Origin of the sequence: Halobacillus ihumii (genome assembly GCF_902726645.1) — a bacterium.
Taxonomy (GTDB): domain Bacteria; phylum Bacillota; class Bacilli; order Bacillales; family Halobacillaceae; genus Halobacillus_A; species Halobacillus_A ihumii.
Map to the genome: position 1 here is coordinate 3864800 of NZ_CACVAO010000001.1, position 18776 is coordinate 3883575.

The window sequence follows — 18776 nt, forward strand, 5'->3', positions numbered from 1 at the left end:
GGGAATGCCATGGAAGTGGGAATTATTGGCGGTGGTGCGATTGGGTTATTGATAGCCTCACACTTACATGAAGTACATAACGTAACTCTTTATGTCAAACGGGAGGAACAGCGTAATCGTCTATCCAGGGAGGGCGTATCTTGTTCTTCGTTACCTCATCCCGCCCCTGTAGACGTTGAGTTGTTTGCAGGTCAGCAATTGGAACATGACTTGGTTATACTTGCTGTTAAACAGCGGTCTCTATCTTCAATCATTGACAATCTACGTACAGAAGCTCCATTACTTTTTCTGCAAAATGGAATGAACCATCTCGACCTCGTTTCCCATTTATCTAATCCATGCCTGATCGGAGTTGTGGAGCATGGGGCTCTTAAGGAAAGTGATACGGCCGTTCATCATAAGGGCCTAGGGAAAATACTAATCGCTCCTCATCATGGAGGAGAAGTGATTGAAAAGTGGGCAGCAAGATTATCAACTGATGCGTTTTTGTTTAAAGCTGAAAAAGCATACTTTCCGATCATGGCCGACAAACTAGTGGTAAACACAGTCATCAATCCTTTGACAGCTCTTTTTCACGTTTCCAATAACATGATTATGGACAACCCTTCGATTCAATCATTGGCTAAACAGCTGTGCAGCGAAGCGTGCTCTGTTCTTAATCTTTCCTACCCCGACCAATGGGATCGTGTTGCCGCTGTGGCTTGCAATACGGGAGAGAATCAATCATCAATGCTTCAAGATATTCGGCTTGGAAGGAAAACAGAAGTGGACGCCATTTGCGGGTATATTGTGAACGCAGGTAAGGGAGAGGTCCCTTTCCATGAGTTTGTAACGGAAGCGATTCATGCCTTGGAAATACGATCGGCTAAAGGAGAAGCGCAATGATTAATTTCCTCAGCTATATTATTGCTGCTTTAGTAACCATGCCGCTGTTATTTTTATTGATAAGTTACTTTTTTGCGATGAAATGGCACCGTTATAAGAAAAGAGCTGTCCGGCAGTGCACACAATTTACGGTTCCGTTTCTAGTATTAGCAATTCACGTCTTGCTGCTTGTCTTATTTGAGGAGAGTTACTGGTCCTGGATTATTATTTTTTTACTGGTCATTCTAAGCTTATCTGTTATTATTCAATATAAAGTATATGAAGAGGTACAACTGGGGCGGTCGTTCATTGTATTTCTGAGGCTTAGCTTTGTTGTACTGCTGGTTGTGTACATGGGCTTGACGGTATATGGGCTGGCTGACAGGCTGTTTCTCTGAAAAATTTTAGAGGTTAAGCGAAGGCAACACAAGGTTTTTCTAATTATTACCGAAGAGATATGTTTTTTAGCAAACAGATTAGGTGAACTCTCCGGCGCTTTTTTGTACAATACATAAGGGTACATAACAACCTGAGCATAAAAGGAGACGTTCATCATGCGAATCGATCCCGTCAAACTAAATCAGAAGAATGTTTTAGTAGACGATTATTTAAATCATTATAAAAATGTAGAAGATAAATTTGAATACAACCCTCATCATGAAGATACGTTACGAAAGCGGGCTGAGTATGTGCAGGAGCGCACATACAATCGTAACGGCTTGGCGGATACACTCACTGAGATGAATGAACAGTGGGAGGCTCCTTCGCACACCTTCACCATGATTGAAAAACTTAGAAATGACAAGACGATGGCCGTAGTGGCTGGACAGCAGGCTGGGCTGTTGACGGGGCCTTTATACACCATTCATAAAATCATTTCAGTGATTCAGCTCGCAAAACAACAGGAGAAGGAGCTTGGCACACCTGTCATTCCAATCTTTTGGATTGCCGGGGAAGACCATGATTTTGCTGAAATCAATCACGTGATGATGAAGAGCGAACAAAGAATGAAGAAAATTCAGCTGCAGGCTCAAAATGATCAGAAAGCTTCCGTGTCAGATTTGCCTTTTGATCGTGAAGCCGTAGACTCCTGGTTGAAGAAGGTTTTCGCTGAGGTTAAGGAAACCGAAATTACACGCGACTTTTACCAAACAGTGGTCAGCCACATGAAACTTTCCTCAAGTTACAGTGAGTTCTTCGCACGTTTGCTCTATACTCTGTTTAATGAAGAAGGTTTAATCATTGTAGATGCGCATCACCAGGGCATCCGTCGACTGGAATCTGGGTATTTTGAGCAGATGATTCATGAAAATGAAACCATTGCAGAAGGCGTATGGGCAGCGATTCAGCGAAACAGACAGCAAGGATATCCGGTATCGTTAGATAGTGAGGCCGATGATGCTCATTTGTTCTATCATCACAACGGCGAACGAGTCTTGCTTGCGAGAGCCGAGGAAGGAAGTTTCCGTGGTAAAAAGAATGAGCTGGAGAAGACCAAAACAGAACTGCTTCAAATCGCACAGGAATCGCCTTGGCAATTAAGTAACAACGTGGTCACAAGACCTCTTATGCAGGAATTTTTGCTTCCTGTTCTTTCTTTCATTGGCGGACCTGGTGAAATTAGCTATTGGTCTGTGCTCAAACCAGCTTTTCAAGCAGTAGGGTTACAAATGCCGCCTGTTTATCCGCGACTATCTTTTACGCTGGTTGATCGAAAGACTGAGGTAGCGCTTCGTGAGCTGCAGCTGGACATGAAGAAAGTTCTAGAACATGGGACTGCGAGTGAGAAGGTGAAATGGCTGGCGGCAGCGAGCAACCCGCCTATTGAACAGATGAGCGAGCAGATTAAACAAGAGATGGCAAGCATACACCAGCCGCTTCGTGAAAAAGCGTCTGAACTCGGCCCTGACCTAGAGGCGCTGGGAGAGAAGAATTTAGACTATATCAAGCAAATGGTGGAGTTTTTAGAACATCGGATGCTTCAATCGATTGAAGAAAAATATCAACGAGAGATGAAGACATTCAAAGAACTGGATCTGCTGCTTCATCCCGAAGGAGGATTACAAGAGAGGGTGTGGAACATCACTCCATGGGTGAACACGTATGGAATGGATGTGTTTAAGCGAATCAACGATCATCAGCTTTCCTTTACTCATCCGCATTATGTGGTGTATGTGTGAATCCCTCCACAATCCCCCACAATGAAAAAATAAAATAAAAACCTTGAAAATCTTGCCCCTCCAGGCAGGATTTTTTTATTATTTAAAGAATGATAAAAAAGTAAGTGGTGAAAAGTGGAGCGATGTGGTAGGATGATTGTAGAAGGTGGGGAAGAGTCTATGTTCATGGGCGAATTTCAACATAACATTGATACCAAAGGACGAATTATCGTACCTTCTAAATTTCGTGATGAACTCCAGGACGGCTTTGTGCTGACAAGGGGTTTGGACCAATGTTTATTTGCCTATCCTATGAATGAGTGGAAGCTGCTTGAAGAGAAACTGAAAAAGCTTCCATTAACGAAGAAAGACGCCCGCGCCTTCACGCGGTTTTTCTTATCCGGGGCTGTTGAATGTGAAGTAGACAAGCAGGGAAGAATTAATATCCCTCCACCGCTTCGAAAGCACGCTCTGCTCGATAAGGAATGTGTCGTTATTGGTGTTTCCAACCGTATTGAATTCTGGAGTAAGGATCAGTGGGAAACGTATTTCGAAGCATCCGAAGAATCTTTCTCTGAGATTGCAGAAAATATGCTTGATTTTGATATTTGATTGATAGAAGAAACGAGTGAGTAGATGTTCGAACATTATAGTGTGTTAAAAGAAGAAACGATAAAAGGGTTACATATTCGACCGAATGGTGTGTATGTTGACTGTACGTTGGGAGGAGGAGGTCACGCAGAAGAGATCGCTTCCCGGCTCGGGGAAGGCGGACAGTTAATCGCCTTTGACCAGGATGAGCATGCACTAGAAGCGGCACGAGAGAGATTAGCCCCTTATCGTGAACGAATCACCTTTGTTCATGCCAACTTCAGGCAATTGGAAGAGAAATTGGCAGAACTAAGCTATGACCAGGTGGATGGAATTGTTTATGACCTTGGCGTCTCAAGTCCGCAGCTCGATGTGGCTGAGCGTGGGTTTAGTTATCATAATGATGCTCCACTCGATATGAGGATGAACCAGTCAGATGAATTATCAGCGTGGCATGTGATTAATGAATGGCCTTATGAAGACCTCGTACGCATCTTCTTTAAATATGGAGAAGAAAAATTTTCTAAACAGATTGCCAGGAAAATTGAGGCAGCGAGAGAGCAGCAGGCGATAGATACGACAGATCAGCTTGTAGACCTCATTAAAGAAGGGATTCCGGCTCCGGCACGCAGAAAAGGCGGGCACCCCGCTAAACGAGTGTTTCAGGCCATCAGAATCGCTGTGAATGACGAGCTGGGGGCTTTTCAGGATACCCTGCATCAGGCAGCTAGAGTGGTAGGGGTAGAAGGACGAATCGCTGTCATCACCTTCCATTCACTTGAAGATCGATTGTGCAAACAAACCTTTAAGAAATGGAGTTCGAATCCTCCATTGCCAAAGAATATTCCAGTGATTCCGGAGGACAAACAGCCTCCATTTACTTTAATTACGAGAAAACCTATTACAGCAGATAACGATGAACTTGAAGACAATAGACGATCACGATCAGCCAAGCTCCGTGTAGTAGAAAAAGTGAAACCGTGGTCAGAAGAATTTAAATTTGAAGAAGGGTGGAAGCAAACATGAGCACTGAAAGAGTAAGAGATTTGCAACAGCCTGTACAAGAACCGAATAAGCAGCAGCCCAAAGTAAAAGTTCATAAGAAGCAATGGATCAGTACGGGAGAAAAGTTTTTATACAGTGCTTTTACAGGAGTCGTCGTTGCTGCTTCTATCTTTATGGTTAACTTTACCTCTTCGACAGATACGCTAAACCGAAATATTCAGCAACTTGAACAGGAAGTAGAGCAGCAGGCAGCACACAATGAAACCCTTGCTTACCAAGTAAAAGAACTAAGCAACCCGGACCGTATCCTGGAGATTGCCAAAGAACACGGCCTTGACATTCAGAATGCTAAAGTGAAGCAGGCAGGCTACTTAGGAAACTAACTCCATAGAAGGTGGTGTCTTTATGAAAAGTGCCAATACACATAAAGGTGCCGCTTTGTTGATCATTCTTTTTTCAATCATGTTCCTTATTATTGCCGGGCGATTTCTTTATATTGAAACAACGGCTGAAGTAGAAGGGGTTAACCTGGAGAAATGGGCTGAAGAAAGCCGAACAACTTCCTATCAGTTGGACGCAAGCCGCGGTAAAATTTTTGACAAAAACGGAATGGTGTTGGCGTACGATCGTCCCACCTACCGTTTATATGCAATTGTTGATCCTGCTTTTACTACTAATAAGGAGGATCCTAAACACGTAGATGATATTCAGGAAACAGCCTCAAAGCTGGCTCCAATATTAGATATGGATGCTGCAAAGATGGCCGAGACGATGAAGGAAGCACAGGAAGCTGGAAGTTTTCAGGTTGAGTTTGGAAGTAAAGGCCGGGAGATCTCCCGCAAGACTATGAAGAAAATTAAGGAAATGGATTTAAGCGGAATAAAGTTTGATCAAAGATCTAAGCGGTATTATCCAAACGGAAAATTTGCCTCGCACATCATCGGTTTTGCCCGAACGGAAAACGGACATATCAACGGTGTGACTGGCGTTGAGAAACAGTTGGAGGAATATTTAGAAGGTGAAAAAGGTAAAATTTCCTATGAACGTGATAAATATGGAGTAAAGCTTCTGGATCCGAACGAAATATTGAAACCGCCGGATGATGGTGAAAATGTTCATCTTACCATTGACCAGAAAATCCAAACATTCCTCGAGGATGCGATGTCTTCTGTCCAAGAACAGTACAAGCCAAAGAAAATCATGGCAGCTGTTATGGACCCGGAGACTGGGCAAATTCTGGCCATGAGTAACCGGCCAAGTTATAATCCGAATGATATTGGTGATGTGGAAAACTGGTATAATGACGTGATTTCCTATCCATTTGAACCAGGATCTACAATGAAAATGTTCACGTGGGCCGCTGCGATTGAAGAAGGGGTCTATAATGGAAAGGAAAAATTCAAATCCGGTTCATATGATATCGGTGAGAATTACAGAGCGATTCATGATCACAATTACGAAGGATGGGGAGAAATTACCTTTAATGAAGGGTTTAGACGTTCCTCTAATGTGGCTGCAGCCAAGTTGGCAATGGAGAAGATTGGACCACAGACATTTAGAGAGTATCTGTCAGACTTCCATTTTGATCAGAAAACAGGGATAGACTTACCTGGCGAAGCGAAAGGAAAGATCCTCTACAAGTGGCCGATTGAGAAAGTGACGACATCATTTGGACAAGGGACGACGACGACACCGATTCAATTGATGACCGCCGCGACTTCGATCGCAAATGATGGGGAAATGATGCGTCCGTATGTGCTCTCCAAAATCACCGGAAGTGATTCAGACAAAACGATTGAAATTAGTGAACCTGAAGTCATAGGCGAGCCGATTTCTGCTGAAACTGCTAAAAAAATGCGTGATTTATTAGGCAGCGTTGTAACAGGTGAACATGGGACAGGAGCTCCCTATAAGTTAGGAGATTATTCTGTAGCCGGGAAAACGGGTACAGCCCAAATTCCAAGTCCTGACGGCGGGTATATGACTGGAAGAGAGAATTACATCTTCTCTTTCCTTGGAATGGCGCCTAAAAAAGATCCGGAACTTCTTATGTACGTGGCTGTACAGCAGCCAGAGCTTGAACCGACTGAAACTGGATCTGCACCTGTGTCATATATCTTTAATACCGTAATGGAGAACAGTCTGCATTATCTTGATATTAATCCAGATAAAAATAATGATCAGCAGGTGAAAACACAAGAGCTTCAAGATGTGACAAACATGTCTACAAAAGATGCCGTGGCTCAATTACAGAAAACATATGAGCATGTTTCCGTCGTAGGGAATGGTGGGAAAGTAGAGGCCACCCTCCCAGAAGCAGGGACGACAACGCTGAATGGCGAGCGTATTATTGTCATTACTGATCAGCCCACGATGCCTGACCTTACTGGATGGTCGTTACGGGATGTCCAAAGGCTGGCAGACTATTTTAATTTAAAAATGGAAACTATGGGTAGTGGATACGTTGTGAAACAAAGCATCGAAAAAGGTTCTAAATTAAAAGGTGATGGTTATTTGGTGGTCGAACTTTCGCCGCCGCAGTAACCCTAAATGAGCAGTGTTCTAATCGTTCTGTGATTGCATATAGTGATACAAGCCTACTCTATCGATTTTAAAGGAGTTATGGATATGAGGAGAGTATCACAAGTAGTCGTCAGAAAACGTTTAGTCACTGTTTTTTTAGTGGGTTTACTTATTTTTACCACGATCGCTGGCCGGTTAGGGTACGTTCAATTCGTGTTAAGTGACTTTTTAATCGCTAAGGCCGAAGAATCGTGGGGGAGAGATATCACCTTCGAGCCTGAGCGCGGCAGAATTTTAGACACGAATGGAAAAGTGCTCGTTGGAAATCAATCAGCCCCTACAGTTATGGTCGTGCCAAGACAAATTAAGAAGCCAGAAGAAACGGCCCAAAAACTGGCCAAGATTCTCGATATGACAGTAGAGAAAGCCTATGACCATGTCACAAACAAAGTATCGATCGAGAAAATCAATCCAGAAGGCCGGAAAATATCTGAAGATCAAGCAGAAGCCATTCAGTCGTTGAACATCCCTGGCGTGTACATAGCTGAAGATTCCAAGCGCTATTACCCACATGGTGCTTTTCTTTCGCATGTACTTGGTTTCAGCGGGATAGATAATCAGGGACTGCTGGGACTGGAAGCCTATTATGATGAGAAACTTAGTGGGGAGCAGGGAGCACTTTCGTTCTTTTCTGATGCAAAAGGGAAGCGAATGCCCGATATTGCTGATGTGTACGAACCTCCTGTTGATGGAAAGGATCTGCGTCTGACGATTGACTATAAGGTACAGTCGATCATTGAGCGGGAGCTGGATTTAGCCGTTGAAAAGTACAACCCTGATGGTGCGCTGGCCATTGCGGTTGACCCGGATACTGGCAAGGTAATGGCTATGTCATCGCGGCCTAATTTCCATCCAGGTAATTATCAAAATGTTGATCCATCTGTTTACGACCGAAATTTACCAATCTGGAGTACGTATGAGCCTGGGTCAACGTTCAAAATCATCACCTTAGCAGCAGCTCTTGAAGAAGATGTAGTTGATTTACATGACGATCATTATCACGATGACGGTTCGATAAAAGTGGATGGGACGACCTTGCATTGTTGGAAACGAGGCGGACATGGTGATCAATCCTATCTTGAGGTTGTTCAGAATTCATGTAACCCAGGTTTTGTCACCCTAGGGCAGAAGTTAGGCACAGAAAGCTTGTTTGAATACATTAATCGATTTGGCTTTGGTCAGAAAACAGGGATCGATTTACAAGGTGAAGGAAAAGGGATCTTATTCAAACCGGAACGAGTCGGACCTGTCGAATTGGCGACGACAGCTTTCGGTCAAGGGGTATCTGTCACACCGATTCAGCAAGTTATGGCTGTAGCGGCCGCCGTAAACGGGGGGTACTATTACGAACCTTATGTTCAGGAAGCATGGCTCGACCCAGTGAGCGGTGAAGTTTTGCAAAAAAGTGAACCGGAAATGGAGAGACGAGTCATTTCGGAGGAAACGTCAGAGCAAGTACGAAAAGCACTTGAAAGCGTTGTGGCAAAAGGAACCGGACGCGGTGCATATGTCGAAGGCTATCGAGTTGGCGGAAAAACCGGTACCGCCCAGAAGGTGGGGGAAGATGGTCAGTATATGAGCAACAACCATATTGTATCATTTATTGGGTTTGCTCCTGCAGACGATCCTGAACTCGTCGTTTATCTTGCTATTGATAACCCGAAAAACACGGTCCAGTTTGGGGGCGTCGTTGCGGCTCCGATTGTAGGAAACATCATGGAGGACAGTTTGCGTTCCTTAGGTGTAAAACCGAGAAAAGACGGTCTCGAGAAAGAATACGCCTGGCCGGAGGAACCACTTGTTGAAGTTCCGGACGTGACTGGGATGGAGAAAAAAGAACTCACCCAATTTTTAACAACTTTAAAAATTAAAACAAGCGGTGAAGGATCAGAAGTTGTTACTCAGGCGCCAGAAGCCGGAGTGAAGGTGCCGAGCGGATCCACTATTCGCGTTTACTTGGGTGAGGAATAAGTTGTCAAAATTCATTATAGGACGGTACAGCCGATTATATCTTTGCTATAATGAATGAGAATGTGGGAAAGTTAGGATGATTAGAATGAAGTTGAAAGAGTTATTAGAAATTGTTCCATTTTATAAAACTAACCAATCAATTGATACGATTACGATAACCGGTGTGACGATGGATTCAAGAACTGTTTCCCCTGGCGACTTGTTCGTATGTATTCGCGGGGCCGAAACCGACGGTCATGCTTATGTGACATCTGCAATTGATCAAGGAGCAGCCGCAATTGTGGCGGAAGAAGACTTGAATATTGAGTTTCCTGTCGTCATTGTAAATGACACGACCAAGGTGCTGGCCATGCTGGCAGCCGCCTATTATGAATATCCAACAGAGAGTGTTTACACAATTGGTGTAACAGGTACGAATGGTAAAACAACCGTTACGTATTTGCTTGATGAAATTTTTCGACGTGAACAGCAGACGACAGCCACCATTGGTACGATCCAAATGAATATAGCAGGGGATGTGTATCCAGTGAAGAACACAACCCCAGACGCTCTTTCGTTACAGAGCAGTTTTCGCAAGATGATCGACAGTGGTGTGGAAACAGCGATCATGGAGGTTTCTTCCCATGCCCTTGATCAGGGCCGCGTCTATGGCTGCGACTTTGATATTGCTATTTTTACAAATTTAAGTCAAGATCATTTAGATTATCATGAAGATATGGAAGATTATCTTCGTGCTAAGTCCCTATTGTTTGCACAGCTTGGAAACGGGTATAATGTGGAGCGGGAAAAATTTGCTGTCATTAATATTGACTCGCCTGTGGCAGCTAAGCTGGTGCGTTCAACGGCTAAACCGACGTTAACGTATGGCATACATGAGCAGGCAGATATTATGGCGAAAAACATTGATCTTCACGAAAAAGGTGCTTCATTTACACTGGAAACCCCTAAAGGGACAGTTATGATTACAAGCCCTTTAATGGGTATGTTCAGTGTGTATAATATGCTGGCAGCCGCTGGAGCCGCTCTGGCTGCAGGAGTAAGTCTGCAGACGATCCAGCAATCCTTCGCGCAAACAGAAGGGGTACGCGGCCGTTTCGAACCTGTACTAGCAGGTCAGGAATTCGGTGTTGTGGTAGATTATGCTCACACACCGGATTCGCTTGAGAATGTGCTGAAAACAATGAAAGAATTTTGCTCTGGGCAAATTCGTGTCGTGGTAGGCTGCGGCGGAGACCGTGATCGGACTAAACGATCGTTAATGGCTGATGTGGCGATGAAGTATGGAGACCACATTATTTTCACATCAGACAATCCGCGAACAGAAGAGCCTGAGCGAATTCTTTATGACATGACAGCACATTTGGACGGGAATTTTGAAGTAGAAAAGGACCGGAAGCAGGCCATTGAACAAGCCATTCTTCACTCAAGTGAAGGAGACATGGTGCTGATTGCCGGGAAAGGTCATGAGACGTATCAAGAGATCAACGGTGTAAGGTATGACTTTGATGATCGTGAAGTGGCCAGAGATATTTTATTGAAAGTAAAAGGGAGTCATTTTTAATGTTCACAGTTGAAGAACTAACAAACGTCTTTCCGGATTACAGGGGAGAAACAGGTGCTATCTTGATGGAACGCATTATGACAGATACGAGAAAAGAGGCTAAGAAGAGCCTCTTTGTTCCGATCGTAGGGGAGTCATTTGATGCCCATCACTTTCTTATGGAAGCAATCGATCAAGGAGCGGTAGCTGCTCTATGGCAGGAAAACTATGCTCTTCCTGAGAGCCTGCCGACAGGGTTTCCGATCTTTTTTGTTAAGGATACAACTGCTGCGCTGCAGCAGACTGCGAAATATTACTTGAAGCAAGTTGCTCCGATGGTGATCGGGGTGACCGGCTCAAATGGTAAAACAACCACGAAAGATCTAGTGGCCTCCATTCTGCAAGTCAAGTATAAAACCCATAAAACAGCAGGAAACTATAATAATCATATTGGATTACCGTTAACGCTCCTAGCCATGCCGAGAGATACAGAGGTGGCGGTACTAGAAATGGGGATGAATCAGGCCGGTGAAATCTCGCTGCTGTCCCAACTAGCGGAACCAGACCATGTGATCATTACAAATATTGGCGAGTCTCATATCGAGTATTTGGGATCGCGGGAAAATATTTCGCGCGCTAAACTCGAAATTCTTGATGGCTGGAAACAGCAAGGGTTATTTGTCTTCGATGGCGATGAACCGTTGCTTGCTGCTGATTCCTATGGTCCGTCTGCGATATCATGCGGATTCTTAGACAGCTCCCGGGAGCAAATCCGGAATGTGGAAATGACTGATCATGACAGCAGCTTTACTTTTGCAGGTACATCCTACCATATCCCGCTATCGGGCAGGCATAACGTTAAAAATGCATCATACGTTATAGCTATTGCTACTTTTTTAGGAATGACGCCAGCGGAAATTAATCAAGGGTTTACACGCCTGGAAATGTCCGGGATGCGTTTTGAGAAACATGAAGGGCAGCAGGGGGCTTTGATTATTAATGATGCTTACAATGCCTCACCCACTTCAATGAAGGCTGTCATTGAAGTGATTTGTCATTTAAAAGAGAAGACACATAAAATACTTGTGCTCGGAGATATGTTTGAGCTGGGCGAATATGCTGATGAACTACATGCAGGCGTCGCTGAAGCGATAACCGATCAAATTCAGGCTGTCTATACGATTGGTGATCATGCTGATAAGATTTCAGCAGCTGTTCAGAAATCTCATCCAGCCATCGAAGCCCAACATTTTGAAACAAAACAACAATTGAGTGATCAGCTTCAAGGTCAATTAACATCAGAGAGCGTTGTACTAATCAAAGCTTCACGGGGCATGAAACTTGAAGAGCTAATGACAGATTTAACGAACTGATGAGCAGGCGATTGCGATCACGATAAAGGAGGAAAAACATGAACGACTACATACTTTTCATAACCATGGCTCTAGCATTCGCTATAACAGTCGTTATATCGCCGATCATTATCCCGTTTTTAAGACGGCTTAAATTTGGCCAGAAAATTAGGGAAGAGGGTCCACAGTCTCATCAGAAGAAATCGGGAACACCTACGATGGGCGGTGTGATGATTCTGATCGGGATCACACTGACTACGCTCGCCATTACTTTCTGGTTTTTACCAGAAGCAGAAGTTGTCAAGGTATTTATTGTGCTGTTTGTACTACTTGGTTATGGATTATTAGGATTTCTGGATGATTATATTAAAGTGGCCAAGAAACGAAATCTTGGGTTAACGTCAAAGCAGAAGATGCTCGGGCAAATTGTGATTGCCGTCGTCGTCTATTGGATGTTAGTACAAAATGATTTCCCCACATACATTACACTCCCTGGGACTTCCTTTGAGTTCGAATTGGGCTGGGGATATGGACTATTAATTTTATTCATGCTTGTTGGTGGATCCAATGCTGTCAATCTGACAGACGGACTAGATGGTCTTCTTGCCGGAACTGCAGCAATCGCTTTTGGAGCATTTGGTATTTTAGCGTGGAATGGCGAAGCTGATACAGTCGTCGCCATCTTTTCGATTGCTGTTGTGGGAGCACTGTTAGGTTTTCTAGTGTTTAACGCCCACCCTGCCAAAGTGTTTATGGGCGATACTGGCTCACTTGCTTTAGGCGGAGCCATTGCCATTATTGCTATTTTGACAAAACTTGAATTGCTTCTCGTCATCATCGGCGGTGTATTTGTGATTGAAACCTTATCAGTCATTATTCAAGTAATATCATTTAAAACGACGGGTAAACGAGTATTTAAAATGAGCCCCCTGCACCATCATTATGAATTGAAAGGATGGTCAGAGTGGCGTGTCGTCACCACATTTTGGGCGGTAGGGCTGCTTTTCGCAATACTCGGGATTTATATTGAGGTGATGTTCGGATGAGAAGTTTTTCATCATTTGCTTATAAGCATGTATTAGTCTTGGGTCTTGCTAAAAGCGGTACTGCAGCGGCTGAACTGCTTTTAGACAGCGGAGTTTCGGTACGGATCAATGATTTGAAAGCGGATGAAGAAAGTGATCTGGTGAAACGTCTCAAAAGTAAGGGGGCAGAAGTGATCACAGGCGGTCACCCGCTCCATCTTCTTGATGGGATCGACCTGATCGTTAAAAACCCAGGGATTCGCTATGAAAATCCGATTGTAGAGGAAGGGCTAAAGCGAGGGATTTCAGTCGTCACCGAAATTGAACTGGCAGGTCAGCTCCATCGGGGAGATTTAATAGGCGTAACTGGATCCAATGGTAAAACAACGACCACAACGCTGATTCATGCTTTTTTACAAGCAGATCAACAGCCTGTATCCATTGCAGGAAATATTGGCGAAGTAGCCTCTGAAGTAGCTCGTACCACAACAGAAGAGGAGACGATGGTCATCGAACTTTCCTCTTTTCAGCTGATGGGCGTGGAGACTTTTAAACCGAACATTGCTGTCTGGTTGAATTTATTCGAAGCTCATTTGGATTATCACCATACGCTGGAGCATTATTTTCAAGCCAAAGCGAATATCATGAGAATGCAGACAGAAGAAGATTACTTGGTGTATAACGCGGATGATGAAGCAATTTTGTCTTTTCTACAGGAGGCAGCTTCCACTCTAGTTCCTTTCTCGATTACGAACAAAGTGAACGGAGCATGGGCAGATGACGAGTATATTTATTTTAAAGAAGAGACAGTCATGAAGCGCAGTGAAATTGTTTTGGTGGGGGAACACAACCTGGCAAATATCCTGGCAGCTGTGGCGACGGTTAAAATAAGAGGAATTTCAAACCAAGCAATTCAAACTGTTTTGACAAGCTTTGCAGGCGTGACGCATCGGTTAGAATATGTGACCAAAAAGCGAGGCGTTTTATTTTACAATGATTCAAAGGCTACGAATATTTTAGCAACTTCCTATGCATTAAGGTCGTTTACACAGCCGACTGTATTGTTGGCAGGGGGTCTTGACCGGGGTAACGGTTTTGATGCATTAATACCTTATTTGAATCATGTGAAAGCTATGGTCGTGTTCGGGGAAACAAAAGACAAGCTGGCTGAGGCTGCAAAGCAGGCGAATGTTGAGCATGTAAAGATCGTTGAAACGATGGACGAAGCTGTAGGTGCTGCTGATCGTTTCACGAATGAAGGGGATGTAGTTTTATTATCTCCGGCCTGTGCCAGCTGGGATCAATATCGTACATTCGAAGAAAGAGGTCATATGTTTAAACAAGCTGTGCATAAGCTGTAAGTAAGGGGCTTATGTGACAAGCTTGACAAGCCCTGTTTTCCAAATCATATGGGAGGTAGGGCTTTTTTATGGACAGAAATGAAAAAAAGCCAGACATATGGCTGACTTGTACAATCCTTAGCATTTTAATTATTGGCATTGTGATGGTTTACAGCTCTTCAAGCATCTGGTCAGAATATAAATTTGATGATGCATGGTATTATGCCAAGCGCCAAATATTGTTTGCTATTTTAGGCTTGGTTGCGATGGTTGCCCTATCCCGGATTCCTTATCATATGTGGTTTAAACATGCGAAATGGATCGCGATCCTCTGTCTCGTTTTTCTCGTCGCCGTGTTAATTCCAGGAGTTGGAATGGTCCGCGGGGGAGCGCGAAGCTGGATTGGAATCGGAATGTTCAGCATCCAGCCGTCAGAGTTCATGAAGCTTGGATTAATTATTTTTCTGGCCAAGTTTTTAGCGTTAAGGCAAAAGAAAATTGTCTCGTTTCAGGAAGGATTTCTTCCAGGACTAGCTTTGATCCTCGTTCCTTTTGCTTTGATTATGCTTCAGCCAGATTTAGGGACAGGCGTCGTTATGGTCACCACATGCCTCGTTATGATGTTTACAGCTGGTGCAAGAATAAGCCATTTTATGTGGATCGCAGCCGCCGGGGCAGCGGGGATGGTCGGTTTGATTGCTTCGGCACCGTACCGAATTGATCGGATTACAGCCTTTTTGCATCCGTGGGAAGATCCGCTTGGGACCGGCTTTCAAATTATCCAATCCTTATATGCGATCGGACCGGGAGGACTGCTCGGAGTGGGGTTAGGCAACAGTATGCAGAAGTTCTTCTACCTGCCCGAACCGCAAACTGATTTCATTTTCTCTGTGTTAGCAGAAGAATTAGGGTTTCTCGGCGGCAGTGCGGTGCTGTTTTTATTTTTAATTTTATTGTGGCGCGGAATTCGTGCCAGCTTATACGCACCAGATTTATATGGCAGTTTACTGGCACTTGGAATAGTTGGGATGATCTCCATTCAAGTGATGATTAATGTCAGCGTGGTCACGGGGTTAATTCCAGTAACAGGAATCACTCTTCCGCTCGTAAGTTATGGAGGGTCTTCTTTAACTTTAACTCTCGCTGCACTTGGCTTATTGTTAAGCGTCAGCCGCTATTCAACGAAATAGGTGACCGTGCTAATTTTCAACAAGAGGCTAGGGCATAAGTAAAACAATGATGTCAAAGAACGACGATGAAAAATTGAATAGTAAAAACGCAGATCATTAGCGTAGTCAAAATACGAAGACTCCTGCGGGAACAGCGCGAGTCGAAGATCCCGCAGGAAAGCGTTCCTTGCTTTTCGAGGAATCTGAGGCCGTGCCCGCGGAAAGCGAAGTGTTTTGACGGAGCGATGGTAGAAATCCTTTCTTGGCTACATAAGTAATTCCGAACTGAATAGTTCGGATTATTTTATGTTTAGTTCAGTTTTGTATCCCAATCCCTTTTTTTATGTGGACTTATTGACTGGGTATAATATCTTGTTATTTTACATGAAAGAGGGCTTGAAAAAACAAGTATTAAATTGCAAACTAGTTCCTAATTCGCATGGGTATATGTGATATAATGGGGGGTACCATGAGCCTAATCAGTTCATATTAATTGATTGAAAAAGTTAGAAGTTTGCTGTGATGAAGCTTTTACATCTGGCAACAAGGAGACATGCTGATTATGGAAGAAAAAAAGAAAGTTGTTTCCATAGAGGATCGAATTCCTAAATTAAAACAAGTTAGAAAGAAAAAAGCGAATAGAAGGTTAGTTCAATATTTGTCCGTATTATTTCTGTTAATCGCGATTGTTGTCTATTTACAGTCTCCTCTCAGTCATGTGCGCAACATTGAGGTCGAAGGGGAGAATTATGTCAGCAGCGAGCAAATAAAAGACATGTCAGAGATAACCGATACTACGAACTTTTGGAAAGTCGACCCAGCTGACATAGAAGCAAACATCTCATCCCATAATCAAATTATTGATGTGGAAGTGAAGAGAAATTTACCAAGCACGATCCGCATCGAGGTAGAAGAAGCGGAAAGAATTGGATATGTGCAGGTGGATGGCAAGTTTCAGCCTATTTTAGAAAATGGCACAAAGCTAGATGTGCAAATGGCCATCCCTGGCGGGGACGCGCCCGTTTTAAAAGGGTTTACAAAAGCCACATATTTAAAGGAAATGTCTAAAGAACTCAAGGAGCTGCCAAACAGTATTGCCAGTTTAATTTCTGAAATTCACTGGACGCCTAAAGAGGACAACCCTTATCTGATCACGCTTTACATGAATGACGGGTATGAAGTACAGGCTTCAATACGAACTTTTTCCAGTAAAATGCCAGCTTACCCTTCCATTGTCTCTCAGCTGAGCGAGGATCAAGAAGGAATCGTACATATTGATGTAGGAGCCTATTTCGAAGCCTATCCGGACTCAAAGAAGAAAGAAGATGACACGGAAGGGAATGCGGCCGAGGAGAATGAGGATGAGTCATAAAGGAAGAACCTTTATCCTTTCTCTCGTGTTACTCAGCTCAGGTTTTCTAGTTGCCTACAGCTACCAGCAAACGAAAGCGGAACCGGAAATGGTTCAGTTAAATGACACCCAATGGGAAAAAGAATACTACTATCAGCAGCAGTTGTTAAAAATTGAGAAAAGGAATAAACAGCTGAAAGAAGAATTAAGAAGTAAGCGTAAAGAAATCCAGGAGTTCGAACGTCAGTTGGCACAGTCTGAACAAATGGTTTCAGATTATGTGGATGAAAAGCAGGAGCTCCAGTTATTGGCAGGCGAGTTACCCGTCAAAGGGCCAGGTGTGACCATTACGCTGCGTGACGCCAAATATACCCCCGAGGCCGGCAATATTAATAACTATATGGTCCATGAAAGCCATGTACACCTTGTGATTAACGAGCTGCTGAGTGCAGGAGCTAAGGCGGTATCTATCAATGGCCAACGTTATTTTAGTGATAGCTACATCTCCTGTACCGGTCCTGTCATTACAGTAGATGGTGTCCAACATGCCGCTCCCTTTGTGATTTCCGCGATCGGAGACACCAATGTTCTCTATTCAAGTCTAGATTTAACACGCGGGGTAGTAGATCAATTAGAGAGTGAGCATGTTGATGTTGAAATGACAGAAGAAAACGAAATCAGAATGAAAGCTAGAGTTACATCTGAAGGGTGAAAGGCATGAGCAAACGTACAACATGGGTGATTTCAGTTATCTTTCTAGTAATTGGATTTATGATTGCGATTCAATATCAAACGACCCAAGCTGGACCTGTTAAACGAGACACGAGGGACGTATGGGAAATAAGAGAGGCATTGGATAGGCAGCAAACCCAACAGCAGGACCTGTTGGAGAAAATTGCTGACGCGGACCGTACGATCGAGAAGTATCAGGAGCAAAGCCAACAAGAGCAAATCGAAACACTGAAATCTTCCATTAATAAACTCGAAAGAAACCTCGGGCTGACTCAGCAAACAGGTTCAGGAATTGTGATTGAGGTAGGGCCTATCTTTGTGGAGACAGATGAAGTGCAAAGTTACCCATCCATTTCTCCAGAGCTCCTGACTCGTCTGATTAATGATTTAAACAAGTTTGGAGCATCAGAAATAGCGATAGGGAACGAACGGGTTACTAATTTATCACCAGTGAGAGGTGTGAACGGTTATACTTATATAAACAATCGCCCTTTACCTCCGCTGCCCGTAACCATTTATGCCCTCTCCTCTAATCCTGAAAAGCTGTCAGACTATATGGAAGTGAGTCAGTCAAAAGAGTACTTTGCCATTGAAAATCTCGAACTGAAAGTTAGTATTAAGACCAACATCACTCTGCCGGAATATGAAGATCCTTTACATTTGGAAGTGTTACAAAAAGGGGAAATGGGGGAGACAAGTGAATAGAATGTGGCTCCCTGTACTGTTTTTGATTATCGGGGTTGCGGTTGGTTTGATGACGAACCTTCGTATACCTGAGGAGGATAAGGATTATCTGTCTATTGCTGTTTTAGCTGCATTTGATACACTATTAGGAGGGGTACGGGCCAGTTTGGAGAAAACATTTAATGAGACCGTATTCGTAACTGGCTTTTTTTCAAATGTTGCTCTAGCGGCGTTGCTCGCCTTTGTAGGTGTACAACTGGGGATAGACCTGTACCTTGCGGCAGTATTCGCTTTTGGGGTACGTTTATTCCAGAATATCGCTGTAATTAGGAGACAAGTGATTGACCAACGGCTTATCACACGTAAAATTGAAAAAATGAGGCAAAAATAAAAGGAATTCTTGAAGTGGT

17 protein-coding genes are annotated in these 18776 nt (G+C 43.7%); all 17 read left to right on the top strand.

Features of this window, described 5'->3' with window-relative positions:
- The first annotated feature begins 9 nt into the window (after window positions 1-9).
- The 17 genes from G6R08_RS19360 (at window position 10) to G6R08_RS19440 (ending at window position 18757) form a co-directional block, all read left to right on the top strand.
- A complete protein-coding gene (locus tag G6R08_RS19360; protein WP_163530392.1) occupies window positions 10-885 on the top strand; it encodes a 2-dehydropantoate 2-reductase in 876 nt (291 codons plus the stop codon).
- Complete coding sequence (locus G6R08_RS19365; RefSeq protein WP_163530394.1) at window positions 882-1262, top strand: DUF3397 domain-containing protein; 381 nt, start codon at window positions 882-884, stop codon at window positions 1260-1262. The genes G6R08_RS19360 and G6R08_RS19365 overlap by 4 nt, the downstream gene beginning before the upstream one ends.
- A gap of 156 nt (window positions 1263-1418) precedes the next feature.
- Window positions 1419-3044 carry a bacillithiol biosynthesis cysteine-adding enzyme BshC gene (gene bshC / locus G6R08_RS19370; protein ID WP_163530396.1) on the top strand — a complete coding sequence of 542 codons (1626 nt, stop codon included), beginning with the start codon at window positions 1419-1421 and terminating at the stop codon, window positions 3042-3044.
- A 159-nt stretch (window positions 3045-3203) separates the two neighbouring features.
- A complete protein-coding gene (gene mraZ, locus G6R08_RS19375; RefSeq protein WP_079530608.1) occupies window positions 3204-3635 on the top strand; it encodes a division/cell wall cluster transcriptional repressor MraZ in 432 nt (143 codons plus the stop codon).
- A 24-nt stretch (window positions 3636-3659) separates the two neighbouring features.
- Window positions 3660-4640 carry a 16S rRNA (cytosine(1402)-N(4))-methyltransferase RsmH gene (gene rsmH, locus G6R08_RS19380; RefSeq protein WP_163530398.1) on the top strand — a complete coding sequence of 327 codons (981 nt, stop codon included), beginning with the start codon at window positions 3660-3662 and terminating at the stop codon, window positions 4638-4640.
- Window positions 4637-5002 (top strand): cell division protein FtsL, encoded by a 366-nt coding sequence (gene ftsL, locus G6R08_RS19385; RefSeq protein WP_163530400.1) that lies wholly within the window; start codon window positions 4637-4639, stop codon window positions 5000-5002. The genes rsmH and ftsL overlap by 4 nt, the downstream gene beginning before the upstream one ends.
- A 22-nt stretch (window positions 5003-5024) precedes the next feature.
- Window positions 5025-7163, top strand: coding sequence for a penicillin-binding protein (locus G6R08_RS19390; protein ID WP_163530402.1), 2139 nt, complete (start codon window positions 5025-5027; stop codon window positions 7161-7163).
- A gap of 84 nt (window positions 7164-7247) precedes the next feature.
- Entirely contained in the window at window positions 7248-9173 is a 1926-nt protein-coding gene (locus G6R08_RS19395) for a stage V sporulation protein D (protein ID WP_163530404.1), read from the top strand.
- A gap of 85 nt (window positions 9174-9258) precedes the next feature.
- On the top strand, window positions 9259-10734 hold the full coding sequence (locus G6R08_RS19400) for a UDP-N-acetylmuramoyl-L-alanyl-D-glutamate--2,6-diaminopimelate ligase (RefSeq protein ID WP_163530406.1): 1476 nt from the start codon (window positions 9259-9261) through the stop codon (window positions 10732-10734).
- Window positions 10734-12086: a UDP-N-acetylmuramoyl-tripeptide--D-alanyl-D-alanine ligase gene (locus tag G6R08_RS19405; protein ID WP_163530409.1), complete on the top strand. Its 1353-nt coding sequence runs from the start codon at window positions 10734-10736 to the stop codon at window positions 12084-12086. Before G6R08_RS19400 ends, G6R08_RS19405 begins: the two co-directional genes overlap by 1 nt.
- Window positions 12087-12124: 38 nt before the next feature.
- Window positions 12125-13111: a phospho-N-acetylmuramoyl-pentapeptide-transferase gene (gene mraY, locus G6R08_RS19410; protein ID WP_163530411.1), complete on the top strand. Its 987-nt coding sequence runs from the start codon at window positions 12125-12127 to the stop codon at window positions 13109-13111.
- Complete coding sequence (gene murD, locus G6R08_RS19415; protein ID WP_163530413.1) at window positions 13108-14451, top strand: UDP-N-acetylmuramoyl-L-alanine--D-glutamate ligase; 1344 nt, start codon at window positions 13108-13110, stop codon at window positions 14449-14451. The genes mraY and murD overlap by 4 nt, the downstream gene beginning before the upstream one ends.
- Before the next feature lie 68 nt (window positions 14452-14519).
- Window positions 14520-15620 carry a stage V sporulation protein E gene (spoVE, locus tag G6R08_RS19420; protein ID WP_163530415.1) on the top strand — a complete coding sequence of 367 codons (1101 nt, stop codon included), beginning with the start codon at window positions 14520-14522 and terminating at the stop codon, window positions 15618-15620.
- A gap of 541 nt (window positions 15621-16161) precedes the next feature.
- Complete coding sequence (locus G6R08_RS19425) at window positions 16162-16971, top strand: cell division protein FtsQ/DivIB (protein ID WP_163530417.1); 810 nt, start codon at window positions 16162-16164, stop codon at window positions 16969-16971.
- The gene (locus tag G6R08_RS19430; RefSeq protein ID WP_240339780.1) at window positions 16961-17662 is read left to right on the top strand and encodes a DUF881 domain-containing protein; all 702 of its coding nucleotides are present in this window, start codon (window positions 16961-16963) and stop codon (window positions 17660-17662) included. Before G6R08_RS19425 ends, G6R08_RS19430 begins: the two co-directional genes overlap by 11 nt.
- 5 nt (window positions 17663-17667) lie before the next feature.
- Window positions 17668-18387, top strand: a complete 720-nt coding sequence (locus G6R08_RS19435) for a DUF881 domain-containing protein (RefSeq protein ID WP_163530421.1) — start codon at window positions 17668-17670, stop codon at window positions 18385-18387.
- Window position 18388: 1 nt separating this feature from the next.
- Entirely contained in the window at window positions 18389-18757 is a 369-nt protein-coding gene (locus G6R08_RS19440) for a small basic family protein (protein WP_163531404.1), read from the top strand.
- The last annotated feature ends 19 nt before the right edge of the window (window positions 18758-18776 follow it).

Coding starts and splice junctions, on each gene's coding strand:
- G6R08_RS19440 (WP_163531404.1), top strand. CDS start 18,389: ATGTGGCTCCCTGTACTGTTTTTGATTATCGGGGTTGCGGTTGGTTTG.
- G6R08_RS19435 (WP_163530421.1), top strand. CDS start 17,668: ATGAGCAAACGTACAACATGGGTGATTTCAGTTATCTTTCTAGTAATT.
- mraY (WP_163530411.1), top strand. CDS start 12,125: ATGAACGACTACATACTTTTCATAACCATGGCTCTAGCATTCGCTATA.
- G6R08_RS19365 (WP_163530394.1), top strand. CDS start 882: ATGATTAATTTCCTCAGCTATATTATTGCTGCTTTAGTAACCATGCCG.
- G6R08_RS19400 (WP_163530406.1), top strand. CDS start 9,259: ATGAAGTTGAAAGAGTTATTAGAAATTGTTCCATTTTATAAAACTAAC.
- rsmH (WP_163530398.1), top strand. CDS start 3,660: ATGTTCGAACATTATAGTGTGTTAAAAGAAGAAACGATAAAAGGGTTA.
- murD (WP_163530413.1), top strand. CDS start 13,108: ATGAGAAGTTTTTCATCATTTGCTTATAAGCATGTATTAGTCTTGGGT.
- G6R08_RS19395 (WP_163530404.1), top strand. CDS start 7,248: ATGAGGAGAGTATCACAAGTAGTCGTCAGAAAACGTTTAGTCACTGTT.
- bshC (WP_163530396.1), top strand. CDS start 1,419: ATGCGAATCGATCCCGTCAAACTAAATCAGAAGAATGTTTTAGTAGAC.
- G6R08_RS19425 (WP_163530417.1), top strand. CDS start 16,162: ATGGAAGAAAAAAAGAAAGTTGTTTCCATAGAGGATCGAATTCCTAAA.
- G6R08_RS19390 (WP_163530402.1), top strand. CDS start 5,025: ATGAAAAGTGCCAATACACATAAAGGTGCCGCTTTGTTGATCATTCTT.
- spoVE (WP_163530415.1), top strand. CDS start 14,520: ATGGACAGAAATGAAAAAAAGCCAGACATATGGCTGACTTGTACAATC.
- G6R08_RS19360 (WP_163530392.1), top strand. CDS start 10: ATGGAAGTGGGAATTATTGGCGGTGGTGCGATTGGGTTATTGATAGCC.
- mraZ (WP_079530608.1), top strand. CDS start 3,204: ATGTTCATGGGCGAATTTCAACATAACATTGATACCAAAGGACGAATT.
- G6R08_RS19405 (WP_163530409.1), top strand. CDS start 10,734: ATGTTCACAGTTGAAGAACTAACAAACGTCTTTCCGGATTACAGGGGA.
- G6R08_RS19430 (WP_240339780.1), top strand. CDS start 16,961: ATGAGTCATAAAGGAAGAACCTTTATCCTTTCTCTCGTGTTACTCAGC.
- ftsL (WP_163530400.1), top strand. CDS start 4,637: ATGAGCACTGAAAGAGTAAGAGATTTGCAACAGCCTGTACAAGAACCG.